We start from the raw sequence: 26,676 nt of genomic DNA on the forward strand, positions 1-26,676 counted from the left end.
TCCCCTGGGCTATAGCCATTTCATTATCTCCAGGGCAATTTTATTCAAAGGCACAACTACATCAACGCCACCTTTTTGGATTGCTACTTTTGGCATACCAAAAACCACACATGAACTTTCATCCTGGGCGATAGTTTTACCCCCGGACTTTTTGATTTCCACCATTCCATCAGAGCCATCCCCACCCATACCGGTCATAATCACCCCGATTTTGGGCAGATTTAAGCGGGCTACTGATTTCATCATTACATCTACTGATGGTCGATGTCCGGAAACCGGTGGTGACTGGTTTAGACTGATAAAGTAACTGCCCTGATTTTGACGAACTTCCATATGATAGTCTCCAGGTGCGATATAAACGATCCCGTTTTTGATTTCCTCTCCATCTTCCGCTTCCTTGACTACTAAATGAGAAATGCTGTCCAGTCTCTCTGCCAGCGATTTGGTAAATCCTCTGGGCATATGCTGTACAATCAGGATAGCCGCCGGTAAATTGCGTGGAAACTGGGTCACCACTTCCTGTAAGGCCCTGGGCCCTCCTGTGGATGTACCGATTGCAACCAGCTTGGAAACACGCTGAAAAGCAGTGAGCTTTGCCCCTGTCTGAGGAAGGAGCGAGAGGCTGCTGCTCGTTTTTTTCAATTTGGCCAGAGCAGCATTGCTTACTTTAATGATTAGTTCCTCCTGGACTTTATCCAAATCAAAACTAATTTGTCCTGAAGGTTTGGCTACAAAATCCACCGCTCCCAGTTCCAGAGCTTTAATGGTAGCTTCTGCCCCTTCTGTCGTCAGAGAACTGAGCATAACCACTGGGAGTGGGAATTGTTCCATAATTATTTTTAAAGCTTCCAGGCCGTTCATGACCGGCATTTCCACGTCCAGAGTCATCACCTGGGGTTTTAGTTCCTGGACCTTTTCTATGGCTTCCTGACCATTTTTGGCATATCCGACTACTTTGATTTTACCGCTGCTTTCTAAGATCCTAGTGATGTACTGGCGCATAAATGCTGAATCATCAACAACTAAAACTTTTAATGGTTCCATAGCCAAACCCCCTATAACAATCCCTTCTTTCTCAGCTCCCGTTGCCGATCGAAAATGTATTTTATGATTTTATCCCTGTCCCGTTCTTCAATAATAGTAAACTGTATACCGATATTGTAACCTTTTTTGGGTTTTTCCAGGGGCAGGCAGCGTACTACCTTGCCTACGGCGATGATTTTATCCTTTGGCAGTTTTAAATGGAGTTCCAGTTCGGTCCCCAGTTCCAGGGGTTGCGGGATTTCGATGCGCACGCCGCCACCGGAAATATCTTTGGTTACAGTATCAGTTCCGGTTATATCATCTTCTTGCAGTTTATAAAAGGTCAGGGGAACGCTGTCATCCAGGCGGACGTAGTTGCGTCTCTGTACCCGATTTACTGATTCTGGAATGCTAATGGATAATATCGCTTGGGGAGCTGTGGCCCTGGAAATTACTTCAGATTTAAAGCTGTATATTGCCGACTGGTCAAAATACCGCACCAGAATTTGGCTTCCTACTCTTACGGGAACAGGTACTCCTTTACTAAAGGGCAAAGCGAGGATGATTCTGTCAGGTGCAATCTCTTCTACTCGGCTGCGGTAAACCCCGGAAAGATTTTCTTCCAGCAATTCTATTTCAACATTCTGGTTTACCGACAGCTGCGGTACTACCGCCACTCAAATCCCTCCCTCAACTGAAGAAACCAATAATTTTGTTAAAAAATGATTTAACTCCACCTGGCGGTTTTTGGGTATCCTGCCCCGTTAATAATTTATCGGCAATTCCTTTCATACAGGTACTGGCCAAGCAATTGGGGTATTTTAAAACAAAAGGTTCCTGATATTTTACCGCCTTGGATACATGGAGATCATCCCAGATAAAACCCAGTTGCTCCAAATTCAATTTCAAGAAACGCTGTGAAACCATGGTTAGTTTATTGGCTGTATTTTTGCCTTCCTCCATGTTTTCGACCCGGTTGACCACCAGACTAATGCGGGCATCCGGTTTCTTGCTATGCAAAGCCTTTATTAAACCATAAGCATCTGTAATACTGGTCGGCTCCGGTGTGCAGACCACAATTACTTCATCTGCCGCCTGCACAAAAGCTAGCACATTCCGGTTCAGACCGGCACCGGTATCGATAAGGAGTATGTCTGCCATACCCTCTAATTCCTGCAGGCTCTTAATAAAGGTATTGAGTTTTTTGCGGGATATATTAGCCAGTTCCTGAATTCCCGACCCTCCTGCAATGATCCCCAGTCCACCCGGGCCAGTTGTAATTATATCTCTAATATTCATCTCATCTTTAATGAGATTATAAAGGGTATATTTAGGAGTTACACCCAGGACTACATCCACATTGGCCAACCCCAAATCAGCATCGAAAACCAGTACCTTTTTACCTAATTTTGTTAAAGTAAGGGCCAGGTTAATGGTAAAATTGGTTTTACCGACCCCGCCTTTCCCTGACGTTACAGCAATAACCCTGGTTCGGTTAAAGCGCGGATCTTTTTCTCTCAGCTCAGCCTCAGCCTGTTTCTTTAAATTCAAAGCCAGTTGCCGTAGTTTTTCTGCCTGATCAGCCATGGCTTATCTCTCCTTTATCAGTTTACCAGCTAACCAGGTCGGGTCAGCTTCACTGATATCATCTGGTACTTCTTGTCCCGTTGTAACATAGACTAAAGGCTTCCTGGTTTTTTGCAGAACTGAGAGAATACCGCCAAAAGAAGAAGTTTCATCAATTTTGGTAAGAATAATTTTGTCAAACTCTATATCCCGGTAATTTCCAACAATCTCCAGCATATCTTTTCGTTTTGTCGGTGCACTCAGAACCAAATAGGTTTCATCGGGCTGGGCCGCAGCAATAAAGCTTTTGAGTTCCACCATTTTATCTTTGTTGCGGTGACTGCGCCCGGCCGTATCGATTAGCAGTAAATCTTTATCCTGATGTTTTTCGATGGCCTCTTTCATGTCCTTAGGCGAATAAACTACTTCCACAGGCAGCCCCATAATATCTCCATAGGTTTTTAGTTGCTCAACTGCTGCAACCCGATAAGTATCTGAAGTCAGTAACGCTACTGCAAAATTTTGCTTGATAGCAAAGTTAGCAGCAATTTTAGCAATCGTGGTAGTTTTACCAACCCCTGTTGGCCCAATGAAAGAGACAACCAGCGGTCTTTCTTTGGTTTTATTCTTTTTTACAGTAATAGGTTTACCTTTTTTAAAATATTTCTCCAGGACATGCAGTATCTTCTCCTCTTCTGTTTGACTCTCTTCCTCACTTGCTCTAAGCTGTTTAAAAATCTTTCTTAATATGTTTTCTTCAACTTCCTTGTCCTGAAGCAGGGCCCAGTATTTTTTCCCTTCTTCTGACAACTCGGCTGGGATTTTCTTTTCATCCACTATTTCTGCCATACGGTCAATTTTCTCTTTCAGTTCATGAATTTCCTGCTTCAATTCGACATTTATTTGTTTGTCCTGGATCTCAACAGGCTGTGACGGTACTGGAGGAGAGGAAATTTTTTCTTCAACCGCAGCGGTAACCTCTACCATCTGGCGGCCAAAGAGCCCGAAAAATCCACCCTCACGAAATTTGCGGGTATGGATGATCACAGCATCTCGCCCCATATCATTTCTGACTTTCAGCATCGCCTCATTAACTGTAGGTGCCACAAAGCGTTTTACTTTCATTTCAGATGGTCACCGTCCCAACCGCTTGAATTTGTACATTTCCTTCCAGTTCATTGTAGGAAAGGATGGGTAAATCCGGTAATACCCGTTCCACGATTCTGCGGATATAAATTCGCAATAAGGGCGGACAAAGCAACACAGGCTGAATCCCCCGCTGCCATTGCTGATTAACAGCATTCTGTAAACTGGTGTAGAATTTCTGAGCCGACATCGGATCTAAAGCGATATAGGAACCATGTTCTGTCTGCTGTAGATTTTCTCTCAATTGCTGTTCCAGCTCCGGGGCCAGGGTCAGGACAGCTATTTGTCCGTCTCGTGCGAACTGTCTGGTAATCTGTCTTGATAAAGCTTGACGAACATATTCAGTCAGCACATCAATGTCTTTGGTGGCCCGGGCCTGGTCTGCCAGGGTTTCCAGAATGGTAACCAGATCGCGAATGGAGATTTTCTCCCTTAACAGGTTAGCCAGAACCTTCTGGATTTCACCCAGATTCAACAGGTCAGGCACCAGTTCCTCAACCACCGCCGGATTGGTTTCTTTCACATTATCCAGCAGTTTTTTCACATCCTGCCGGCCCAGAATCTCATGGGCATGAGACTTGATGATTTCCGTCAAATGAGTTGCCAGTACCGAGGATGGGTCTACAACAGTATAACCTTTTAGTTCCGCTTCTTCTTTCAGATGAGCAGGAATCCACTTGGCCGGTAAGCCAAAAGCCGGTTCAACCGTGTCTATTCCTGCTATATCATCCTCCGCCAGACCAGCATTCATTGCCAGATAGTGGTCGACCATCAATGTACCGGAAGCAACTTCTACTCCTTTGATTTTTATAACATAGCTGTTAGGTCTAAGCTGCATATTGTCCCGCATCCGAATGGGAGGCAAGACAATTCCCAGCTCCAGGGCACACTGACGGCGAATCATTACTACCCGGTCCAGCAAATCCCCACCCTGTGAGCTGTCTACCAGTGGAATCAAACTGTAGCCCAGCTCCAGTTCCATCAAATCCACCTGTAACAGGGAAAGCACATTTTCCGGCTTGCGGGCTTCTTCCGCTTCTTTAACTACTTCCTCTTCTACCGTCTCCTCACTGGTCTTTGCAGCCCGGTTTATTTGCCAGGCCAGTCCCCCCAGGATAGAGGCCAGTAATATCATCGGCAAAGGAGGCATGCCCAGCAAAGCCAGCAGCAGCAAGGCAGCCGCAGCTAAAGCCAGGGCCCGTGGACTATTAAACATTTGTCCGACCAGTTCCTGTCCCAGACTGGATTCCGAAGCAGCCCGTGTTACTGTGATACCTGTGGCCACTGAAATCAGCAATGCAGGAATTTGAGTAACCAGACCATCACCAACCGAAAGCACCGTATAAGTCCTCAGGACCTGGGTAATATCGCTGGCTCCATTTTGAACGAGCCCGATTATAAACCCACCGATGACATTGATTGCAGTAATAACCAGAGAGGCGATAGCATCTCCTTTTACGAACTTGGAAGCACCATCCATAGCCCCGTAGAAATCAGCTTCCCGCTGAATATTTTTCCTGCGCTCTTTCGCTTCCTGGTCATTGATTAAACCAGCGTTTAAATCAGCATCAATACTCATTTGCTTACCGGGCATCGCATCCAAAGTAAAGCGAGCAGCAACTTCCGATACCCGCTCTGCCCCTTTGGTAATGACCAGAAACTGAATTACCACCAGGATTAAGAAAATAATAAAACCAACTACCGCATTACCTCCAATAACAAACTCACCAAAGGTTCTGATTATCTCCCCCGCTTCCCCCCGGTTCCCCAGAATCAAGCGAGTAGAAGATACATTCAAAGAAAGCCGGTAGAGAGTCATAACCAGCAACAAAGTGGGAAAAGCGGAAAACTCCAGGGCATCTTTAATATACATTGTCACCAGCAAAATTACTAAAGACAAGCTGATATTAATGGTCAGCAATACGTCCAGAAGCCGCGGCGGCAGAGGGATAACCATCAACAAAATCATCATGATTACTGCTCCTGCTACCACTATATCGCTATTGCGAAAGCCTCTCGAAGCCGCTGTTTGTGGTGTTGCCACAACGCCACCTCCTTCGGGCTATATTTTCCCTTTTAGCTTGTAAACATAAGCCAGCACTTCAGCCACAGCTTGAAATAGTTCTGGCGGGATAAACTCACCGATTTCAACACTTTTATATAAAGCTTGTGCCAGTGGCTTGTTTTCAACAGTAACAACCCCGTGTTCCCGGGCAATTTCTTTTATTCGTTTTGCTAACAAATCTGTACCCTTGGCTACTACCACAGGAGCAGGCATTATGCCAGCCTGGTATTTGATAGCCACCGCAAAGTGGGTCGGGTTAGTTATAACCACATCAGCCCTGGGAACTTCTTGCATCATTCTTCTTTGAGCCAGAGCTCTCATTCTTTCTTTAATTTTAGCTTTAATTTGCGGGTTACCTTCCGTTTGTTTGTATTCCTCTTTAATTTCTTCCTTACTCATGCGCAAAGATTTGTTAAATTCCCAGCGCTGATAAGCATAATCAAATAATGCCAGCACCACCAGCATACCTGATGTGTATAACCCAATCTTAATAATCATATGGCCGATAAAAGCGAGACCAGTATTTAATTCAACGGTTTGCAGACCGGGAAAAAACATAATCTGATTTTTAATGATCCCATAGGCAACAAGAGCAACAATAGTTACCTTAAACAGAGATTTAATTAATTCCACCAGGGTTCTCTTGCTGAAAATCCGTTTAAAACCTTCAACGGGATCTATGCGCTCCCACTTCATCGTTAACCCTTCAGTAGTTAACAGAAAACCCGTTTGAATCAGATTAACCGCTACACCGGCGATGATTGCCCCCAGCAAAAGCGGTATGAGGATCTTGGCTCCAACGAGAATCCCCTGCCAGAGGAGAACTGGAATAGTGTTGGTTGTTAGTAAATGCTCTTTTAACTGCACACCGTAGATATTTCGAATAAATTCTCCCATAGTCTGGTAGGCAAAATTACTGGTCAAATACAAAATAGTAAAGGCACTTAGCAATACGAAGGCTGAACCAACTTCAGGGCTCCGGGGAACCTGACCTTTTCTGCGCGCTTCTTGCCGGCGTTTAGGGGTGGCCTCTTCGGTTTTTTCACCGGCAAAAAGCTGTAATTGCTGTAATTTTAGTTCCAGCATGTCCGTCCCCCTTATCCATGCATGAATGTGGCCAGCAAATCAAACCCCTGCCAGAAAACCTGATTTAAAATCTTTACATAGAGAGGCAGACTTAGCATCAAAAAAATCAAGCCAATAAAGATTTTCAATGGTAAGCCCACAACAAAAATATTCATTTGAGGTACAGTGCGAGCTAGAATCCCCAGCGCTATATCAACTACTAGTAGAACCCCCACTACCGGCAAAGCAATTTGTAACCCGGTAATTACTGTAAAAGGAAACCAGTTAAAAACCAGGGTACTAACCCCCATCTCCAGCCAGGGCTGGCCAGGTTTTAACAAGGTAAAACTCTTGATCAGTGTCATGACCAGTAAATGATGACTGTCAGTTAACAAAAAAATCAGTACTGCCAGCATGTTCTTAAAATTGCCAATCAATGGCATGGCCTGTCCAAAAGTTGGATCCACCAGGGTGGCCATGGATAAACCGATTTGCAGGTCTATCATCTCTCCTGCCAGACTGATGGCCGCAAAAACCAGATAGATCACAAATCCCAGCGCCAGACCAAAAGTGAATTCATTGAGAGCTAACCAGACAAACCCGTAAATATTAGTGAAGGCAGGTAGCTGCTGAGGTGGCAGGCTGATGGTAACTAAAACAGCTAGAATAAGAGCAATAGCTATTCTCAGTTGTTGGGGAAGTACACGAGCACTGAAAACCGGTGCGATTACCATCAGTCCACCAATACGGAAAAAAGCCAGAAGAAAAACTGGCAATTTTTGCTCTATTAATAGTAATTCTTGCATAGCTCAACCCCTGTTAACCGATAAATTTATGCAAATTCCCCAGTAGATTACCGGCAAAACTCAATAAAACATTCATCATCCAGGGGCCAAAAATCAGCAGCACTGCCAGGACTGCCAGGATCTTGGGTACAAAAGCCAGGGTAGCCTCTTGAATTTGGGTGGTTGCCTGAAAGATACTAACCAGCAAACCCACCAGTAAGCTGCCCAGCAACACCGGCGCGGAAACCAAAACAATAGTAAATATTGCTTCTTTTCCCAGATAAATAATAAAGTCCTGGGTCATAGTTTTTCACCCTATCTAAAACTCAAAATTAATGACTGCACAACCAGATCCCAGCCATCTACCAGTACAAACAGCAATAACTTGAAAGGTAGTGAAATCATCATTGGAGGTAACATCATCATACCCATGGACATTAAGGCGGAAGCTACAATCATATCAATCACAATAAATGGGATAAAAAGGAGAAAACCCATTTCAAAAGCTGTTTTTAATTCACTAATAACAAAAGCAGGAATAATTACATAAGTGGGTATATCTCGATAAGTCCTGGGTTTCTCCAGTTTATGCAAGCGGATAAATAAGGCCAGGTCTTTTTCCCGGGTTTGCTTCAGCATAAATTCGCGTAAAGGATCTATTGCCTTAGTTAAAGCTTCCTGCTGGGTAATTTTCCCTGCAAAATAAGGTTGTAAAGCATTTTTATTAACCTGATTAAAGGTAGGTGCCATAGTGAAAAATGTCAAAAAGAGAGCTAAACCTATGATCACCTGGTTCGGTGGCATTTGCTGAGTAGCCAGGGCCTGGCGCAAAAAACCCAAAACCACTACGATTCTGGTAAATGAGGTCATCAGGATTAGCAGCGCCGGCGCCAGAGACAGGATAGTTAATACCAGAAGAATTTGTAAACTGGAGCTCAAATCACCATTTTGACCGGTTGTCTCTACTCCTAATTTAATCCCTGGTATAATGGTCCCGGAAACAGCCAGCAGAGGGGTCATTAGCAAAGACATTTTACTGGTCGCCCCCTTTCCCGGCCAGATTGCGAATTTTTTCGATCTGCTTTTGTAACTGACTGGTAAAATCAACCAGCTGTCTGTCCAGCTGCTGGGGTGAATTTCCCTTAGCCGCCATCAGCTCCTCAATCAGTTCCTGGTCAGTTATTTCCGTCAGCAAATTCACACCACCAGAACCTGTTCCCAGCAAGTAAAAGCGACTGCCAACCTCGACGATAATTAAGGAATTGCTTACGGATAAATCGAGTTTGTCGACTACCCTTAATACCTGACTATCCAGCTGGCCAGGTAGGTTTACCCGGTAATAGCGATTTTTTACCCAGTAAACCGCTGCGCCAAGCAGGCCCAGAGTGATGACTACTTTTAAGAGATATGCACCTATACTGGGCAGCTCGGTCTGAGCCGCTGTCTTAACTGTTTCCTCACCAAGGGCGGGTGGCAAAGGTTGATCCTGGAAAGAGGTCGGGGCCGCACCAGCCAGTTGTCCCGGCAAGATTAGCAAGGCTGCAAAAATAATGCTAAATAGTTGTTTTTTCACCCCGAAACCCCCTTTGTTTTTTCTTTAAAGTAATGCTTTTTTTACAGCCTCAATTACCCGTTCAGGCTGGAAAGGTTTAACAACAAAATCCCGGGCTCCGGCCTGAATGGCATCAATTACCATCGGTTGTTGCCCCATGGCACTGCAAATAATAATTCTCGCTTTTGGATCGATTTTCCTGATCTCTTTCAAAGCTGTTAATCCATCCATATCCGGCATGGTTATATCCATGGTTACCAGATCTGGTTTCAATAGTTGATAAAGTTCTACTGCTTTGCGGCCATTTTCCGCTTCAGCCACTACATTATAGCCCGCCTTGGTCAAAATGTCCTTAATCATCATCCGCATAAAGGCAGCATCATCCACTACCAGAATTTTGGCGCTCATCATCTTCCCCCCAGCTTAATATTACGTTAACTTGCCAAATCGTTCCATCGGGCTGACAATATCTGTGATCCTGACGCCAAAGTTTTCATCAATAACTACTACCTCACCTTTGGCCACCAGTTTTCCATTAACCAGTACATCCACAGGCTCACCAGCTAGCTTATCCAGTTCCACCACTGACCCCGGTCCTAATGTTAAAATTTCTTTAATGGTTTTCCGTGATTTACCCAGTTCCACTGTTATCTGCAGGGGAACATCCATGATTAAATCCAGGTTTTGCGGCATTTCCGCTTTGGCTCCGCCTTTATCCAGGGGAGCAAATTCAACGGGTTGCACTGTGACTTTTTTCGTTTCACCTGCCATTGACTGAACCCCTCCATTTCCCCCTCTGCTTACCTGGTCCTGTATGGGTTGCTGGATAACCGGCGCCAGCTCTGGTTCCGGTATATAGGCAGGTGTTTCTGGAACAGATAGCATCTCCCCTTTGTTGATATCACTCAGCATTTGTTCTACCAGCTTCCTTCCCAAATCGAGGGGAATCAGCTGAAGTAGATGGCTGTTAACCAAATTTCCAATTTGCATGGAGAATGTTATTAAAATCACAGGCGCTTGTTCGTCCTGGCCAGTTACCAGTTTTTCACTGGCCAGATTGATGGTACGGGTTCGCGGTGGACCAATCTCAACCCGTCCGGCCAGAATCTGGGACATGGCTGTTGCTGCTGAACCCATCATCTGGTTCATCGCTTCGGCGACCGTAGATAGGTAAAATTCATCCAGCTCCTGAGGGGGATTAGAACCATCATTACCCATCATAAGATCAGCTATGATCAAGGCATCCTGATTCTGAATAACAAAAAGATTAGTTCCATGCAGTCCTGAAGTATAGTCTACTTCTACCAGAACGAAGGGCATAGGATAGCGGTTTTCTAGCATTTGATAGGTAATTATTTCAACCTGTGGAGCTGTAATCTCGACCCTGGTATTGAGCAATGTAGAAAGTGCTGTGGCAGCCGCTCCCATCGCCATATTTCCCAGCTCACCCAGAGTGTCTTTTTCTATATCACTTAGTAAATAATCCAGGTTATCATGTCCGGCGGTCGCCTCTTGCTGAGAACTATCGTCCTGAAGAGTAGCAGAACGGAGGAGAGCATCGATTTCTTCCTGTGATAATACGCCGTTATTCATAGGCTATCTTCTCCTTCTTCAATAACTCGCACTATTCGAACCCCCAAACGGCTTCCTATAGTTCCAGGCAATCCTAAAAATTTAGGCGTCTGCCCTATATATAAACGTACTAGTTCATCGCTTTTTGTATCAAGCTTAATAATATCCCCAACTTCCACTTCAAGTAGTTCTTTTATCGAAATCGTCCCTTCTCCCAATCGCACAGAAATATTAACATTGATTTTTTGCAGTTTGTTTTTCAATTTCTGTAAATATTCGACATCTGTTTCTTTCCTGCTTGTACCATACCAAATATGCGCATTTAATCTTCCTATGATTGGTTCTAATGTTAAATAGGGAATACATATCGAAAGCATACCCGTTTGTTGCCCAATTCTTGCCTCAATCCCAATCAGTACAACCATTTCACTTGGTGAAACTATCTGAACAAACTGTGGATTACTTTCCTGACTCTCTAAAGTGAAGTCAATTTTAAAGACATTACTCCATGCTTCTGAATAATAGCCAAGTAACGATGTTATTAATTTTTGTAAAACAACTTGTTCGATATCTGTTAAATTACGAGCTTTTTCTACGCTTTCTCCAGGGCCACCCAATAACCTATCCAGCATTACAAAACCGATAGCAGGATTTATATCGAGTAAAACGTTACCGTTTAACGGTTTGGAGGAAAGGACACTAACTATAGAAGGATTTTGTAATGAGTTTATTACTTCTTCATAAGTAATTTGTTCAACTGACACAACTGTTAGCTGGGTCGCTATACGTAAATACGCTGACAAATAAGTTCCAGCTAATCTGCAAAAATTCTCATGAATTGCCTGGATTGTATGCAATTGTTCCTTTGAGAATTTTGAAGGGCGACGGAAATCATAAACTTTTACAGTTGTTTTTTTATTCGATCCATGTAATAAACTGTCCTGTTCATTATGAAAAATACTTGCTAAAGGCTCTTTACTATCTTTTTTTTCTTCTTGTGTTAATGCAGCTAGCAAAGCATCAATTTCTGCTTGTGAAAGTATTTCACTCACATTACCAGCTCCCAAGCTTTATTTTTGTACAACAAAATCCGAGAAATATACATTTTTCACCATACCTGGGAGAGTTTTTTCATTGAGCGTCTTGGTAATTTCCTTGGCTAAATTAACCATGGAATCTGACTGGGTAACATCTTCCAGTGTTTTACTTCTTAATATATTAATAATATCATTGCGAATAATCGCTTCCCTAGCTTTAGCTGTTGCCTCATTTTTTGCATTAGTTAATTCTATAGTAACTTTGGTTTTTAAATAGGGTGAAGCCTCGGGATCATTTAAATTAACTATAAATTCTCCAGCTTCAATAATCGGTCCTATTTCTGATGATTTGCTTTCAGTAGCTGCTGGTTGCTTGGTCAAACTCGGCAATAGACTTTTAATTAAAAAATAATTGGTTCCTACTACCGCTACAACGATAATGATTATTGCTATCCCAATGGTAAAATAGATTTTGTTGCTTTTGGTTTCCTTGTTGGTCTCTGAAGCCAACCTTTACACCCCCATTTATCATTTTGGTTCTTTCTCTGATTCAGAAGAATGCAGAATTACTATATCAACCCTTCTATTTCTGCTGCGATTTTCTTCTGATGTATTAGGTACTATCGGCTTGTATTCACCATATCCTGCAGCAGATAATTTTTGGGGGGACAATCCATGTTTTTCAATTAAATAAATCAATACCGTAGTAGCACGATCCGTTGATAATTGCCAGTTACTTGGATATTTACTATTTTTAATAGGTACGTTATCAGTATGTCCCTCAATTCTGATCGGATTATTTAGTTGTTTAAGTAACCCGGCCATCTGATCCAGAACCTTTATCGCCATCGGTGTTAAATTGGCTTTACCTGTGTCAAACATAACAGAATCTGCCAGGCTTATAACCAGGCCCCGCTCCTCGATATTCATTATCACTCTATTTTTAAACCCTAATTTAGCAGCATATTTCTCTATTTGTTCTTTTATTTTTTGAAACTCCTCATTTTCTTTTTTTCTGATTTCCATTTCCTGTTTTTTCTTTTTTAACAATTCCAAATCGCTACTACTTTGTTCTTCTGGTGCTGGTACTTTAACTGTCGAAGCTCCCCCTTGATCAAGAACAACGCTGCTACCGCCACTTGAACTATTAAATGCAATCGCTAAAGAATGCGCCAATGCTTGATATTTTTTGGCATCAGTCTGCGACATGGAATACATAATAACAAAAAAAGCTAGTAATAAGGTAATCAAATCGGCATATGTTAGCAACCAGCGAAGCTCGCCGCTGCCGCCATGCCCCCCTCCACCGCCCGAACTGTCAGATTTTTGTTTGCGTGCCATATATTATTTCTCCCCTCCTTCAACAGGGAGCTGAGACCTAATTTTGGGAGATAAAAATGCCATTAGCTTTTCTTTTACAATCCTGGGGTTTTCACCTGCCTGAATGGAAAGTATTCCCTCTATCATTATTTCTCTGATAAGTTGTTCAGTGCTACTTTTACCTTTTAGTTTGTTTGCCAGCGGCAAAAAGATAACGTTTGCGGAAGACACTCCATAAAATGTCGCTATAAAAGCGGTGGCAATAGCCGGCCCCAGCCCGGCTACATCCGATAAGTTACCCAAAACGTGAACCAGCCCCATAACAGTCCCAATAATCCCCATTGTCGGTGCAAAACCACCGGCAGTTTCAAAGATACTTGCGCTGCGATGATGTCTTTGTTCTAAAAAGGCCAATTCTGTTTCCAAAATATTTCTAACAAGTTCCGGGTCTGTACCGTCAACGATTAATTGTATTCCTTTACGTAAAAAATCATCGTCCATGCTACTTGTCTCATTTTCTAAAGCAAGTAAACCTTCTCTTCTGGCTCTTTCAGCAAAACTGACCAGGTTTTCAATAACACTGATCGGGTCAGTTTTTTGAGTAGTAAAAGCTATTTTTAATACCTTTCCGATTTCTTTTATATCTTCAAGGGAATAACAGATCAGGGTAGCCCCTATGGTGCCGCCAAAGACCAGTAAAGCCGCTGATTCGTTGATTAATGAATGTAGTTCCCCACCTTCTAAAATAACACTGATCAACAGCGAAGCAATCGCTAAAACCAGACCAATGATTGTCGCTAAGTCCACTATTTACACCTCACTTCTCTACCGGGAACATACCAATCTGGCGTTTATAGTGAATTACTTTTCCAATAATTTCATCTACACTTTCCTGCACAACAACTTTTTTGCCACTAACAAGGGATATCACCGTATCTGGGGTTTGTTCTATAAACTCTATTTGCTCGCAATTGACAACAAACTCTTTTCCATTTAAACGCGTGACCTTTATCATTTATGTCACCTTCTAATTAATCCAAGCAGCCGAGAGCGGCTGCTTGGATTATCAATTTAAACTACCTCTTTAGATTAACCAGTTCCTGTAACATTTCATCAGAAGTAGTTATAATCCGTGAATTGGCCTGGAACCCCCTCTGGGTCACAATCATATCAGTGAATTCCTGGCTCAAATCCACATTGGACATTTCCAGCGCCCCGGGGGTAATAGAACCCCGTCCACCTGTGCCAGCCGGGCCAATCTGGGCCAAACCGGAGTTGTTGGAACGTTTGAAAAGGTTTTCGCCCATTTTCATCAACCCGCCCGGATTATTGAAATTAGCAATAGCAATTACTGCCAGATCTTTGGTAAAACCGTTAGAGAATATACCGGTAACTGTCCCATTCTTGTCGATGGTAAAGCTCTGCAAAGTACCCGCCGGGTTCCCGTTCTGGTTAACAGCACTGGCTGTAAAAGGCGAAGTGTACTGAGTAAGGGACTTGAAATCAGGAATAATATTTACTGTCTTGGCCCCGGAAGGGGAAAAACTATAAGCTCTGGTCAAATTTATATTTTTCGGATCGATAATCAAGTTTGCCAGTCGGGTTTCATCAGCTTTTAACTGACCGCTCTGATCGAAAATAATATAGCCATATCTGGGATTAAGTTTATCGATTCCCAGGCTAGTTTGTACCTTTAACAAATCATCAACATATTCAGGACTATATGTTGTCGTGTACCATCTAGCGGTATCTACAGTACTACCGCCATATTCGATAGTTATCGTGTCTCCATCCTTAACCTTGATACTTCTGGTTGCGGCATTAGATGCGCCATTGGTAAAATTAAAATCACTTTGGAAAATACCTGTATCAGGACCTGTTTCTGTTAAAGTTATTGTAAAACCAGTAGGGTCACTATCCGAATAAATTTTTATTGTTATAGTTTCAGCTACTGAAGGATCAGTATTGGCAGCGGGATCTGTTACGGTAAGCGGATAAGGAACACCTAAATTATCAATATAATAATTATTGCCAAATACGGTGCCCGCTCCAGTATACGGTGCAGTTACATTCAAACTATAGTCTCCGGAAAATTTGGGGTTGCCAGCAGCTACCTGTTTATTTGCCTCCACTGCCGCATAAGCTGCTTCTAAAATAAATAGCTTTTGGGCTACATCCAATGAATCAAAATTAGCCGCGCCCCCCGTGAGATACGATACCTGGTCACGAATGGAAAAGGCTGGATTACCAGTATCCTGAACCAGATCAGAGAATTTTAAGTCCTTAGTAATCGGCTTGCCATCTATGGTAACATTAGGGTTTGCCAGAAAAGCTGCTCTCTGGGCCAGGTTTAATACCTGATATTGCGTTTCCAGCTTCGTGGTTGGTGTAGGAATAGGATCTCCAGGGCCTCCAGGTAATAACGAATCATAGGTGTCAAATTGACCGATAAAAGTTTGAATTATCGCATCGTTATTACCTAAGCTAACTGTATAACCCCAGGTGGTATTTCCATCAGCATCAACAGATAATTTTTCGAAGTTTGTCACTATAGTATGGGCATTGCCAACAGAATCATAAACCTCTACCTGTGTCTGATGAACAGTCCCAAGTTTGGCACTGGCATCCAGATTGTTGGCATAGGTCACTGCTTCGGTTGCCTGAGGTTTCATGGACTGACCGATGGGAATAGTGATATTAGTTAAGCTGGTATTAGTGACTATCTTGCCATAGGCATCAACTGTGGTCCAACCCATTACCTTCATCCCGTTGGAGGCAAAAATCAGATTGCCATCCTGGTCCAGGTCAAAAATCCCGGTTCTGGTATAGAGCTGATCCGCACCATCAGAAAGGATAAAGAAACCATCCCCCTGCAGGGCCAGGTCAGTGGTCTTGCCAGTAGACTGCAGGTTACCCTGGGTCTGAACATAATCGATGCTGGCCACCTGGACACCCAGACCTACCTGTTGAGCATTGACGCCACCGCGCCCCCCTTGAGGAGCAGAGGCACCTCGAATGGTTTGTACCAGCATTTCCTGAAAATTAACCCGTCCTCTTTTAAACCCAACCGTATTTATATTAGCAATATTATTACCGATCACATCCATTTTGGTTTGATGATTTCTCAAACCCGACACACCAGAGAATAATGAACGCATCATACGCAATCAAACCTCCTCTTTTTGTACCGCTTCAGTCAGTCCACGGCACCTGGGCCTCCTCACTGAGGTCCAGCCCGTTAATCCATAATTACAGCACAATCTATATTGGTAAAGACATTTTCCTTCATTGCTTCTTTGGTTACCGCTGTAATTACAGTCCTGTTTTTGATACTTACCACATAAGCCGTATTATCCAGCCAGATTAGCGCTTCCTTTGCTCCTTTTGCAGCAGCTTTGGCGACAGCATCTTCCAGTTTTTGCTGAGCCCTTTCACTGATGGTGCTGTTTCTGAGGCCCAATCGTTCTAAGGCATGGCCGGAAAACTTCAACTTTTGCTTGTTTACCGCTTGTTGCAGGATCCCCGCAAAATTAACGTTTTTGCTGATGCCATGCCCAGGCTGATTGACAGCAGGTTTTATACTCTGACCGGTAATTCCGCGTAACATCTCACTCATAGCTCTCTATCCCTCCCGGTCACAGGCTAACTTCCAAAATCTGTTCAATGCTTACAACTTGATCATTAACTGTCAGTTTTACCTGTCCATCTACCTTCTGAGCTGCAGTTACCAGCCCGGAAATAACTCTTTCCTGCCCTTTTTCATCAGTCAATTTGGCTTTAACCGTCTTGCCGAGCAGTTCAGTTCCTCGTAACAAGTTAACATTTAAGTTCAGGTTCTGCATTTGTTCCAGGCTGCTGAACTGGGCCAGTTGGGCAATAAAATCCTTATCTTCCATAGGGCGCAGCGGATCCTGATAGCGCAATTGAGTGGTCAGCAACTGTAGAAACGCATCTTTGCCCAGGTCTTTATTATTTGCTTTTGGTGCTACCCCACCCTGATTGGTAGTTTGCTGAACCTTACTGATAGTCATCTTTCTCACCTCCTTAAGCTCGATAATTAATCTGACTCAGTTTGATTTCAGCAGCAGTTTCGCTGTGCTCCAGCTCTTCCTGCAACCATGTACGAAGGGAACGTTTTGTGAACTGCTTGAACATACCCGAATTTCTCTCTCGCTGTTCCTGCTGAAACTGCTGAAATATCCCGTTCTGCAGGTCTGAAACAGTAAGTTGTCCCAGTTTCAGCCCCTGGTCAGCCAGGCTTTGTTTGAGATTAGCAAGATCTGCCTCAATAGTTTGACGCACGAAACTATCCAGAACCTTGATTTCCCCTTGCAAAACTCCGTTTTCCACTTTGAGGACAATTTCCAGCTTCCCTAGATGTTCAGGTTTTAATTGAATTTCAATGGTCGTTTTTTGCTGTTCCCGAACCACCTGGCTCTTCTGAACGATTTGTTCAATAATCTGTCTGGTCACTTGCTGTTTATCTGCCGGTGCTTGAACTGGCTCACTATCCCTGTGGAATTCCGGTAGAGAAAAATGCCTGGTTTGAGCAACTGGTTGATCTGAAGTTTCCCAATTCTCACTTGCCATTTCCTCGCCAGGTTCCCCTGGCTGAACTGAGGGCCCATTTTCCTTCACCTGGATAAGCACTTTCTCTTTCAAACCTTCTTCTCCAGAATTTGCAACCAGCGTAGCCTTTAACATTTCCAGCTTTTCCTGTTGCGGAACCTGATGCTGTTCTTTTGCGATTTGCGGTAGATTTAAAACTTCATTAACCCGTACCATCCTGGGTTGTACCATTATGGGTTCCCGGGATCGCATTTCAGGTAGCTTAAATTGAAGCGATAAACCGGAATCTGCTTTCGATACGACTAATGCAGATTCTTGCTTCTGTGCTACCTGGCCAGTTAAAGCCTTAATTAGTTTCATAGATTGCATATCAGCTGGCTGCTCAAATTGTAGTGATAAACCGGAATCTTTTATTTGAGGTTTAAGGTCTGGCATATCTGCCTTGGGCATAACTGCTGGAGATTCTTGTTTTAGCACTATCAGATCAGCTAAAGGCTTAACTGGAAACTCATGAAACAATGATGTTTGTCCAGTTGAGGGCTCCTTGTCTTCGACAGGTATTGCTGTGTCTGCTAAAATCTGCCCTTGTCCTGGCAGTCTTACCCCTAAAACAGCAGGGGAGACAGTAGGCGGTTGCCTTACTGCATCTACTAATATTGGTCCCTGGCCCGGTTCTTGAACTTGAACCTGATCCAGTAGCTGCCCCTCTTGTTCAGTAATCATCTGGGATCGGGGCGCTAATGATGGTATGGAGAGCAGGTTAAAAAGTTCAAGAGGCAAATCCTTAGCCCTGTTAATGCCTTCACCTTCCTCTTTCTGTTTGACTGGCTCAGCCTGTTCCTGTTTGCTTTCCTGCACAGGAGCCAAAACAGAAAGCAGCAATGAGGTAAAATCCCCTGCTTTCCCATTTGCATTGCCTGCAGTCTCAATTTTCTTGAGTTCAGGAAACCCCAGCAGCAAGGCGGCTAAATTGACATTTTCCACTCGCTCACCTCCTCTCATTCAGCATTTTGGTATAACCAGCCGCCTGGTCAGGCGACATAGCCGCCAAAATTTTTGCCACCACATCGGCTTCCATAGCCGCCAGGATGTTGACAGTGAGGTTATTATCCAGCTTAACCAGTACCGCCGCTGCTTGCTGCGGTTTCATCTCAGTATAGTACGCAGCCAGCTGTTGGGCTTTTTTGTCATTATTCTCAAGCCGGCTTTGAACCAGTTCCTGTTGCATTTGTTCCATTTCAGCCTTTTGTTTATTGATTTGATCAGTTAAAAGGTTAGCTTGCTTTTCTGTTTCCGTCAATTTTTTCCTGAGCTGTTCATTCTCTTGTTTGAGTTTCTGGATTTCTTCTTCCAATAAGGCTTGCTGATTTTTAACAGTTTTAGTTGTAGCAGTTTTTTCAGTTTTCCGCCAGCTCCAAATCTGGTAATGGTCCAGGGCCCAGGCCGCTCCTGCAACAACCCCTGCTAACAGCAGGACAAATAAAATCCATTTTACTACCCTCATTCCTTTGCCCCCTTTAGCTATGTTCCTGGTACCAGTACCGGACGAGGGCCAATTCATCTAAAATAATCTGCTCTTCTTTTAATTGTTTTTGCCGATGTTCCTCCCATGCTTTGGCCCGGAGGTTTTCTAGCATTTTGCGATAGCGCATTTTCTCCTGCAGCATTGCCATTTCATCCTGATATGCTTTTTCAGCTTCTGCAACCTGAGTTTGTTGTCTTGAGATCTGTCTAGCCAATTTATCCAGATAAAACTGCATCTCAATAAGCTCCTGAACTGAGCAGCCCTTTAACATGTTTTCCTGTTGAGAATAAAGGGCAGTTTGCTTATCCTCCATGAGGGATTCCAGCGTTTCCTGTTCTTTTCTCAGCTGCCGCTCTGCCACCCTGGTTTTGTTTAACTGCTGTTCTTCCAGTTTCACAGCCAGATCTAACAGGGCTTGTAAACGAAACTTAAACTTCCTCATGGCCTACTTCCTCGCTCTGTCAGTTGCAGCAAGCGCTGCCAGGTCTCAGTAAAATCCCAGTTTTCCTCGGTATCCTGTTGCAAAAATCCTTTAATCTCCTCTAGATTGGCGATGACATAATCCAGTACCGGGTTGGTTCCATTTACATAGGCACCAATTTCAATTAAATCTCTGGCCTCCTGATAAGTGGCCAGAAAACTGCGGAATCTGGCCGCCGCCAGTCTTTGTTCTTTGCCGACTATTTCTGTCATTACCCGGCTGACACTATTGAGTACATCAATGGCAGGATAATGATTCTGCGCTGCCAGCTGACGCGATAAAACTATATGGCCATCTAGAATACCTCTTACCGCATCAGCAATAGGCTCATTATGGTCATCCCCATCAACGAGAACGGTGTAAAGACCGGTAATAGAACCCTTTTCACCGGTACCTGCTCTTTCCAGCAATTTAGGTAAGAGAGCAAAAACCGATGGTGTGTATCCTCTGGTTGCCGGCGGTTCCCCTACTGCCAATCCGATTTCCCGTTGTGCCATGGCAAAGCGGGTAATAGAGTCCATCATCAGCATTACATCATAACCCTGATCTCGAAAATATTCGGCTATAGCAGTAGCCACCATGGGAGCCTTCAGGCGAACCATAGCCGGTTGGTCAGAAGTGGCCACCACCACCACCGACCGTTTTAACCCTTCCTCCCCCAGGTCCCGTTCAATGAACTCCCTTACTTCCCTTCCCCGTTCCCCTACCAGAGCGATAACATTAATATCAGCCTTGGTGTTGCGGGCGATCATGCCCAGCAAGGTGGATTTACCCACCCCGCTACCAGCAAAGATACCGATCCGCTGCCCCTTTCCCAGAGTCAAAAGACCATCTATGGCTTTCACTCCAACAGCGATGGGTTCAGAAATGCGCCTCCTGGTCAAGGGGTTGGGGGGTGTATTATGAACAGGATAAACCATACTGCCTTTTATTTCCCCTTTGCCATCGATAGGCTGGCCCAAACCGTCCAGGATGCGGCCCTGCAACTCTGGTCCAACGGGAATTTCCAGATTGCGCCCCAGAGCCAGCACCTCGCATCCCGGTCCTATCCCGCTGGTATCAGCCAGGGGCATCAGTAATACTTTCTTTTCCTTAAACCCCACCGCTTCGGCAAGAATCCTCGGACCGCCATTTCTACTGCTAATAGCACATATCTCCCCCAGCTGCACCCCGGGCCCATTGGCTTCAATAGTAAGGCCAATTATCTGAGTAACCCTACCCTTAACCCGGATCAATTCGGTGTTTTCAATTGACTCCAGATAGCGCCATTTCTTCGCTGTCCAGCTCATCTTCCATCACACCTTTTAAGCTTTCAGCCAGCAGTTGCATTTGCTCTTCCAGAATCGCTTCCACTCGGCCATACTGAGTTTCCAGAATCACACTACCAGGCGACAAACTGGAATCCGGTTGAATCCTTAGCTTGCGAAGGGTAGGATGATTGGCGATTATCTCATCCAGCCAGCCACTGACTTGCTCTACAGCCTGAGGGGCCACATACAAAATTCCTTGCTCACTGTCCAGCACTTTTTCCACTACTGCTTCAACCTGCCCGCGGAGATAGTCTGGATTAATTTCCGGCAGCGCTTTCAAAATGCGGGCAGAAATGGCTAGTACTAGTTCTACCATCAATTCTTCAGCTTCCTTGAGAGCCCGTCTTTTGTTTTCCGTAGCCGCCCTAATAATAGCTGTTAAAGCAGAAATTTTTTCTTCCCATTGCGCTAATGCCTGTTTTTGTCCTTCCTGCAGTCCCTGTTGAAAAGCCTGGGTGCGCAGGTTTTCCCCTTCTTGACGGGCATTGGCCAGAATGGCTTCCGCTTCATCATGGGCTTCAGCGATTATTACCTGAGCCTGTTCTTTAGCCTGGTTGATTAAATCCGCCACCATTTCTTCTGTTTCTTTTAAGATGCTTTCCCGGACCTTTTCCAGCTCTTCCGCATCTGGTTTAAATATTTCAGGTCCAGTTTCTTCCCCGGTTTCATTCAGCTGCAAAATTCTGAGCCGATGAACCGGCAAAGGAGCCAGATTAGCCACATGAGCAGATTTGATGACTTTAGACAATGATCTCATCTCCTCCCCCACGTGCTATGATGATTTCGCCAGCTTCTTCTAGCTTGCGGATAATGTTAACAATTCGCTGCTGCGCATCCTCGACATCCCGCAGACGGACCGGGCCCATAAACTCGATGTCCTCTTTGAGCATCTCCGCTGCCCGCTTGGACATATTGCGACGAATTTTGTTACCAACTTCTTCGCTGGCACCTTTCAGGGCAAGAGCCAGATCCTTGCTGTCAACCTCCCGCAGAACTTGCTGGATTGCCCGGTCATCCAGTAACACAATATCCTCGAAGACAAACATGCGCATTTTGATTTCTTCTGCCAGTTCTGGATTCTGAATTTCCAGGCTTTCCATAATCACCTTTTCGGTAGAACGATCCACGCGGTTCAATATATCTACAATGCTCTGTAATCCGCCGGCAGTAGTGTAGTCCTGGGCAAAAACAGATGACATCTTGCGCTCCAGAACCTTTTCAATTTCCTTGATAACCTCCGGTGACGTACGATCCATCAACGCTATCCGTCTCGCCACATCCACCTGAATTTCCGGCGGCATAGCCGACAGGAGCTGAGCTGACTGATCCGGATTTAAGTAAGCCATCACCAGCGCAATAGTTTGAGGATGCTCACCCTGAATGAAGTTCAATAACTGGGATGGATCAGATTTGCGAATAAAGTCAAATGGTCTAACCTGAAGGTTTAAGGTCAGTTTTTGGATAATGTCAATGGCTTTTTGAGTGCCCAGGGCTCGCTCCAGGATTTCCCGGGCATAGTCGATACCACCCTGGTTAATATACTCTTTGGCTATACAAAGCTGATGAAATTCACGCAACACCTGTTCCGTATATTCCCGGCTGACCTTGCGCAAATTGGCAATTTCAAAGGTCAGTTTCTCCACTTCATCTTCCTTCATTTTTTTCAGCACCTGAGCTGAGAGCTCAGGCCCAAGGGCTATTAGCAATATTGCTGCTTTCTGCTTTCCTGTTAGACCTTTGGCCAACTACATCACCTCTATTCCTCGGCTAACCAGGTGCGTAACAACCCGGCCACATTTTCCGGTTCTTTTTTGGCCAGTTGCTCAATTTCTTCCTGAATTTTTTCCAGTTCAGATTTTTCTTCGGTCTTTTCAATGCTGACGCCGGCCAGAAGCTGTTCCACCGAAACCGGCTCAGGCTGTATTCCGCCTTTAGGAGTTAACACCTTCTTAAGCATGAAAGCAAGCCAGATTAGAACTATCGCAATCCCCGCCCAGATTGCTATCTGTTTGTAAAGTTCCATTTTTTCAGCTTTTGTCAGCTCAGCTGCCAGAGCCTGTTGATCAGATGTATCGAAAGGAATGGCGGTGACTTTAATCATATCACCACGAGCAGTATCAACACCCAGGGCACTGGCAACAACTTCCTGCACCGCTCCTACTTGATCCTCTTTTACCCTTTGCCCATCCACCATCACTGCTACTGACAGGCGCTTAATTGAGCCAGGCGCTACGACACGATGTTCTTGAGTACGGTCAATCTCATAGTTGCGGATTTTATTGCTCTTATTGCTTTCACTGCTGTTATTCTGCTGAGTTATTTGCTGATAACCGGGGATATTTGTGGTCGTTCCAGGAACTCCCTGCGGAATAGTACTGCTGCCCTTCTGGTTTTCTTCCTGAATCTGCTCTGACCGCGTTACTTTATCTCCCCAGTCCTCTTTGTTGATTTCAACCCGGTCAAAGTCCAGTTCAGCAGTCACTCTAACCACTGCCTTACCCTGTCCAAAAACCCGGTCCAGCATAGACTGGGCTGATTTTTCCATATCCTTTTCCAGCTGCTGTTTTAATTCCAGCTGGGATGCTGTTAGCTTCGAACTATTTTTCTCTTCACTGCCCAGATTAATATCATCACTTAAACTCTGCATATTGGAATCAACAATTGTTACATTTTCCGGCTTTAAACCTTTAACACTATTGGCTACCAGACGGATCAGGCCCACTACCTGCTCTTCTTTTAATTTCTGGTAGGGTTTCAGTTTCAGCATTACTGCCGCTCTAGCTTCCTGTTCGTTCTCCAGGGCAAACAAACTGTTCTGCGGCAATACAATATGAACCCGCGCCTGCTCAACCTCATTCATTCGCATGATAGTGCGGGTCAGTTCTCCTTCCAATGCCCGCTGGTATTTGGCCTGACGATCGGTATCTGTCTCCCCGAATTTAGGCTGGTCGAATAATTCAAAACCCACCACGCCACCAGTAGGTACACCATCACTGGCCAGTTTTAAGCGAATAGAAGCTTGCTGGTCAGCGGGTACCAGGATGGTCTTGCCATCCGCTGAAACCTGATATGGCACTTTCATCTCATCCAGTTTGGCTGTGATGGCACCAGCGTCGGCTGCTTCCAGGTTAGTAAAAAGGGGCTGATAATCAGGCTGCCGGTAAAAATACAAAATCGCCCCAATGGCTACAACAACAGTCACTGCCGCCGCCAGGGCCAGTATTTTCTGGGTTTGGTTGGCCTGTTGCCAGAATTGCATCAGTTTTTCCCTGACTTTGGCATATAACTCTTTCATATCCACCTTCCTCACTAACCTTTAACTTTTATACCTGCATGCGCATGATTTCCTGATAAGCCTCAATTACCTTATTGCGTATTTGTACCGTTAATTGCAAAGCCAGATTAGCTTTTTCCCCGATAATCATTACGGTGTGCAAATCAGGGGCCTGACCGGTCAAGAGTTGCATCCTGGCGGCATCGCTCTGTTTTTGCAACTCATCCACTTTGGCCAAATTGGCAGCCAGTATTTCACTAAAACTGGGACCCTCACTGTTAGTAACAGTTTTTGTTTTATCCAACCCCAGGGGTTGAGCCAATCCGCTGCTTTGGATTGCTTCGATTTTCATTCTTTCACCCCTTTTCCGCTAATTAACGGCCAATATCCAGAGCCTTGACCGCCATGGACTTAGCAGCATTCAAGGCGGTAACATTGGCTTCATAAGCTCTCGTAGCTGAAATCATGTCTACCATTTCCGTCACTACATTCACATTCGGCATTGTCACATACCCCTGGTTATCGGCATCCGGATGCTGGGGGTTGTAAACTCTGGGTAAAGGACTCTGGTCTTCTGCAACCTGAACTACCCTAACTCCCTTTCCCGCAGGAACAGGTTTTTGCTGCCCCAGAGCATTCTGTAAAGCCTGGGCAAAGGTAAGCTCATCGGCCCGCTCTGCAAAAACTACCATTTGCCGCCGATAAGGGCCTCCGTTCTGCGTTCTGGTAGTATTAACATTAGCCAGATTGTTGGAAATAACATCTAGCCGCAACCTCTGGGCCGTCAATCCTGAAGCACTGATTTCCAGACTGTCAAACCAGCTCATTAATTAGCGCCTCCCTTCGGAGATCACATATTTCAGCTTGGCAATTTCCGCTCCAATTTGTCTGGATAAAGCTTCATAATAAATGGTGTTTTTCGCCAGTTCAGCCATTTCCAAATCAATATCTACATTGTTACCATCATTTCGGAGAGAAGTATCCTCCTGCCGGACAAGCTGAGGTTGAACAGCCACAATTGGGACAGAACCAATGGGCAAATGTTTAGCATCCGTTCTGACACCTGCAAGGGTAGTCTTTTCTCCCTGTCCTAACGCTGCAGCCAGAACCTCTTCAAAAACCACATCACTGCGTTTAAAACCAGGTGTGCTCACATTAGCAATGTTATTGCTTAAAACCTGATGCCGCAGGCTGGCTGCATCCAGACCCCGTTCTAAAAAATTGATTGTCGAAAGATTGAGAATGCGCTCGATCATCTCGCTATCCCTCCAAAAAATAAACCCGGCAGAGGCCAGGGCAAGAGAACCCTTTGGTAACCCGGCTGCCATACTCATCTGAGCTACAGGCCCGTGGCTTTGCGTCTTGGCCTTTCGACCAAGTTGCCCTGAGCAAAGGACAGGACTTTAGTCCCATATTATTGCTTTTTGTTTAACCATTTTCGTTTTTCTTCGTTTTTTGTCATCTTATGACGCATTATATATTCGCCGCAGCTGGCGAAATTCCTTTCTCTTATCAATAAAATATCAAGCTTTACCCCAAAAAATATAGTATTTGTTGCTGGAAAGACAAGAAAAAAAACCACCAATAAGGTGGTTTTTCATCATTTTCTAAAAATTAGTGTTTTAGCTTTTTTAGTTCTTCCAGCAGCCGATCATTTAATACCCGGATATAAGTGCCTTTCATTCCCAGGGATTTGGACTCAATCACACCTGCGCTTTCAAATTTTCGCAGAGCGTTTACAATTACCGAACGCGTAATTCCTACCCGGTCAGCAATTTTGCTGGCCACCAGCAATCCTTCTTCCCCGCCCAGTTCCTCAAAAATATGCTCAACTGCCTCCAGTTCCGAGAAGGACAGGGTAGCCAGAGCGATTTGAACAGCCGCTTTTTTCCTTGCTTCTTCTTCTACTCGCTCTGCTTTAGATCTGAGGATTTCCATTCCAATAACAGTCGCACCATATTCGGCCAGGATTAAATCGGCATTACTGAATTCAGTATTAAATTTAGCCAGGACCAGAGTGCCCAGGCGGTCACCGCCACCCAGTATGGGAACTACCGTTGTACGCTTCCCACTGAATATACAGGTATGCCCGCCTTCAAAAACACAGGTGTTGGCCCGCTGGTGAAAATCAGTACAAGTATCAGAAACTTTAAGCAGAGCCTCATTGTATGCCTCAGGAAACCGCTCTGCCTGTTCCACGATCTGAACCATGGTGTCACATTCGAATTTTTTCATAAACGCATGGCCCAGTACTTTTCCCCTTCTTCCCACAATGTAAACATTAGCATCTACACAATCACACAAAACTTTGGCCATTTCTTCAAAATCTACAGGGTTGCCCGCTGCCTTCTGTAAAAGTCGGTTGATCTTCCTCGTCTTCTCTAAA

At 44.6% G+C, this 26,676-nt stretch carries 31 protein-coding genes and 1 riboswitch; all 31 genes read right to left on the reverse strand.

The features are described from left to right. Window positions 1–9 precede the first annotated feature (9 nt). Complete coding sequence (locus tag B5D20_RS05730; protein ID WP_078665272.1) at window positions 10–1,044, reverse strand: protein-glutamate methylesterase/protein-glutamine glutaminase; 1,035 nt, start codon at window positions 1,042–1,044, stop codon at window positions 10–12. An 11-nt stretch (window positions 1,045–1,055) separates the two neighbouring features. Beyond that, complete coding sequence (locus B5D20_RS05735) at window positions 1,056–1,700, reverse strand: flagellar brake protein (RefSeq protein ID WP_078665273.1); 645 nt, start codon at window positions 1,698–1,700, stop codon at window positions 1,056–1,058. Window positions 1,701–1,713: 13 nt separating this feature from the next. Next, window positions 1,714–2,610, reverse strand: a complete 897-nt coding sequence (locus B5D20_RS05740) for a MinD/ParA family protein (RefSeq protein WP_078665274.1) — start codon at window positions 2,608–2,610, stop codon at window positions 1,714–1,716. A 3-nt stretch (window positions 2,611–2,613) separates the two neighbouring features. Further along, window positions 2,614–3,714, reverse strand: coding sequence for a flagellar biosynthesis GTPase FlhF (gene flhF / locus B5D20_RS05745; RefSeq protein WP_078665275.1), 1,101 nt, complete (start codon window positions 3,712–3,714; stop codon window positions 2,614–2,616). Between the two features lies 1 nt (window position 3,715). Continuing rightward, window positions 3,716–5,779, reverse strand: coding sequence for a flagellar biosynthesis protein FlhA (gene flhA, locus B5D20_RS05750; RefSeq protein WP_078665276.1), 2,064 nt, complete (start codon window positions 5,777–5,779; stop codon window positions 3,716–3,718). An 18-nt stretch (window positions 5,780–5,797) separates the two neighbouring features. Continuing rightward, window positions 5,798–6,886 (reverse strand): flagellar biosynthesis protein FlhB, encoded by a 1,089-nt coding sequence (flhB, locus tag B5D20_RS05755; protein WP_078665277.1) that lies wholly within the window; start codon window positions 6,884–6,886, stop codon window positions 5,798–5,800. 11 nt (window positions 6,887–6,897) lie between these two features. Next, window positions 6,898–7,671 (reverse strand): flagellar biosynthetic protein FliR, encoded by a 774-nt coding sequence (gene fliR, locus B5D20_RS05760; RefSeq protein WP_078665278.1) that lies wholly within the window; start codon window positions 7,669–7,671, stop codon window positions 6,898–6,900. Window positions 7,672–7,684: 13 nt separating this feature from the next. After that, entirely contained in the window at window positions 7,685–7,954 is a 270-nt protein-coding gene (gene fliQ, locus B5D20_RS05765) for a flagellar biosynthesis protein FliQ (protein WP_078665279.1), read from the reverse strand. Between the two features lie 11 nt (window positions 7,955–7,965). Next, window positions 7,966–8,682, reverse strand: coding sequence for a flagellar type III secretion system pore protein FliP (gene fliP, locus B5D20_RS05770; RefSeq protein ID WP_078665280.1), 717 nt, complete (start codon window positions 8,680–8,682; stop codon window positions 7,966–7,968). Between the two features lies 1 nt (window position 8,683). Beyond that, entirely contained in the window at window positions 8,684–9,223 is a 540-nt protein-coding gene (locus tag B5D20_RS05775; protein ID WP_078665281.1) for a FliO/MopB family protein, read from the reverse strand. A gap of 24 nt (window positions 9,224–9,247) precedes the next feature. Next, entirely contained in the window at window positions 9,248–9,610 is a 363-nt protein-coding gene (locus B5D20_RS05780; protein WP_078665282.1) for a response regulator, read from the reverse strand. A gap of 21 nt (window positions 9,611–9,631) precedes the next feature. Next, complete coding sequence (gene fliY / locus B5D20_RS05785; protein ID WP_078665283.1) at window positions 9,632–10,795, reverse strand: flagellar motor switch phosphatase FliY; 1,164 nt, start codon at window positions 10,793–10,795, stop codon at window positions 9,632–9,634. Beyond that, window positions 10,792–11,826 carry a flagellar motor switch protein FliM gene (fliM, locus tag B5D20_RS05790; RefSeq protein WP_078665284.1) on the reverse strand — a complete coding sequence of 345 codons (1,035 nt, stop codon included), beginning with the start codon at window positions 11,824–11,826 and terminating at the stop codon, window positions 10,792–10,794. Before fliM ends, fliY begins: the two co-directional genes overlap by 4 nt. A gap of 18 nt (window positions 11,827–11,844) precedes the next feature. Beyond that, complete coding sequence (locus B5D20_RS05795; RefSeq protein WP_078665285.1) at window positions 11,845–12,321, reverse strand: flagellar basal body-associated FliL family protein; 477 nt, start codon at window positions 12,319–12,321, stop codon at window positions 11,845–11,847. Between the two features lie 18 nt (window positions 12,322–12,339). Then, the gene (locus tag B5D20_RS05800; protein ID WP_078665286.1) at window positions 12,340–13,152 is read right to left on the reverse strand and encodes an OmpA family protein; all 813 of its coding nucleotides are present in this window, start codon (window positions 13,150–13,152) and stop codon (window positions 12,340–12,342) included. Between the two features lie 3 nt (window positions 13,153–13,155). Next, on the reverse strand, window positions 13,156–13,938 hold the full coding sequence (locus B5D20_RS05805) for a flagellar motor protein (protein ID WP_078665287.1): 783 nt from the start codon (window positions 13,936–13,938) through the stop codon (window positions 13,156–13,158). A 10-nt stretch (window positions 13,939–13,948) separates the two neighbouring features. Beyond that, entirely contained in the window at window positions 13,949–14,146 is a 198-nt protein-coding gene (locus B5D20_RS05810; RefSeq protein WP_078665288.1) for a flagellar FlbD family protein, read from the reverse strand. Window positions 14,147–14,207: 61 nt separating this feature from the next. Then, the gene (locus B5D20_RS05815) at window positions 14,208–16,292 is read right to left on the reverse strand and encodes a flagellar hook protein FlgE (protein WP_078665289.1); all 2,085 of its coding nucleotides are present in this window, start codon (window positions 16,290–16,292) and stop codon (window positions 14,208–14,210) included. Between the two features lie 77 nt (window positions 16,293–16,369). Continuing rightward, window positions 16,370–16,747, reverse strand: coding sequence for a TIGR02530 family flagellar biosynthesis protein (locus B5D20_RS05820; RefSeq protein WP_078665290.1), 378 nt, complete (start codon window positions 16,745–16,747; stop codon window positions 16,370–16,372). 19 nt (window positions 16,748–16,766) lie between these two features. Beyond that, window positions 16,767–17,162: a flagellar hook capping FlgD N-terminal domain-containing protein gene (locus tag B5D20_RS05825; protein WP_078665291.1), complete on the reverse strand. Its 396-nt coding sequence runs from the start codon at window positions 17,160–17,162 to the stop codon at window positions 16,767–16,769. A 13-nt stretch (window positions 17,163–17,175) separates the two neighbouring features. Further along, window positions 17,176–18,684: a flagellar hook-length control protein FliK gene (locus tag B5D20_RS05830; RefSeq protein WP_159071883.1), complete on the reverse strand. Its 1,509-nt coding sequence runs from the start codon at window positions 18,682–18,684 to the stop codon at window positions 17,176–17,178. Window positions 18,685–18,688: 4 nt separating this feature from the next. Next, window positions 18,689–19,204, reverse strand: a complete 516-nt coding sequence (locus tag B5D20_RS05835) for a MotE family protein (RefSeq protein WP_159071884.1) — start codon at window positions 19,202–19,204, stop codon at window positions 18,689–18,691. Window positions 19,205–19,217: 13 nt separating this feature from the next. After that, window positions 19,218–19,667 (reverse strand): flagellar export protein FliJ, encoded by a 450-nt coding sequence (fliJ, locus tag B5D20_RS05840; protein ID WP_078665294.1) that lies wholly within the window; start codon window positions 19,665–19,667, stop codon window positions 19,218–19,220. Then, window positions 19,664–20,995, reverse strand: coding sequence for a flagellar protein export ATPase FliI (fliI, locus tag B5D20_RS05845; protein ID WP_078665295.1), 1,332 nt, complete (start codon window positions 20,993–20,995; stop codon window positions 19,664–19,666). The genes fliJ and fliI overlap by 4 nt, the downstream gene beginning before the upstream one ends. Then, window positions 20,952–21,764 carry a FliH/SctL family protein gene (locus tag B5D20_RS05850; protein WP_159071885.1) on the reverse strand — a complete coding sequence of 271 codons (813 nt, stop codon included), beginning with the start codon at window positions 21,762–21,764 and terminating at the stop codon, window positions 20,952–20,954. The genes fliI and B5D20_RS05850 overlap by 44 nt, the downstream gene beginning before the upstream one ends. Then, on the reverse strand, window positions 21,757–22,761 hold the full coding sequence (fliG, locus tag B5D20_RS05855; protein ID WP_078665297.1) for a flagellar motor switch protein FliG: 1,005 nt from the start codon (window positions 22,759–22,761) through the stop codon (window positions 21,757–21,759). Before fliG ends, B5D20_RS05850 begins: the two co-directional genes overlap by 8 nt. An 11-nt stretch (window positions 22,762–22,772) precedes the next feature. Then, window positions 22,773–24,311 (reverse strand): flagellar basal-body MS-ring/collar protein FliF, encoded by a 1,539-nt coding sequence (fliF, locus tag B5D20_RS05860; protein WP_078665298.1) that lies wholly within the window; start codon window positions 24,309–24,311, stop codon window positions 22,773–22,775. 28 nt (window positions 24,312–24,339) lie between these two features. After that, on the reverse strand, window positions 24,340–24,642 hold the full coding sequence (fliE, locus tag B5D20_RS05865; protein ID WP_078665299.1) for a flagellar hook-basal body complex protein FliE: 303 nt from the start codon (window positions 24,640–24,642) through the stop codon (window positions 24,340–24,342). 22 nt (window positions 24,643–24,664) lie between these two features. Next, window positions 24,665–25,117, reverse strand: coding sequence for a flagellar basal body rod protein FlgC (gene flgC, locus B5D20_RS05870; protein ID WP_078665300.1), 453 nt, complete (start codon window positions 25,115–25,117; stop codon window positions 24,665–24,667). A gap of 3 nt (window positions 25,118–25,120) precedes the next feature. Then, window positions 25,121–25,546 carry a flagellar basal body rod protein FlgB gene (gene flgB, locus B5D20_RS05875; RefSeq protein ID WP_078665301.1) on the reverse strand — a complete coding sequence of 142 codons (426 nt, stop codon included), beginning with the start codon at window positions 25,544–25,546 and terminating at the stop codon, window positions 25,121–25,123. Window positions 25,547–25,598: 52 nt separating this feature from the next. Then, window positions 25,599–25,684, reverse strand: a riboswitch (cyclic di-GMP riboswitch). Between the two features lie 220 nt (window positions 25,685–25,904). Then, window positions 25,905–26,676: GTP-sensing pleiotropic transcriptional regulator CodY (gene codY, locus B5D20_RS05880; RefSeq protein WP_078665302.1), on the reverse strand; the 772-nt coding region annotated here is incomplete at its 5' end.

The organism is Carboxydocella sporoproducens DSM 16521 (genome assembly GCF_900167165.1).
Lineage (GTDB): Bacteria > Bacillota.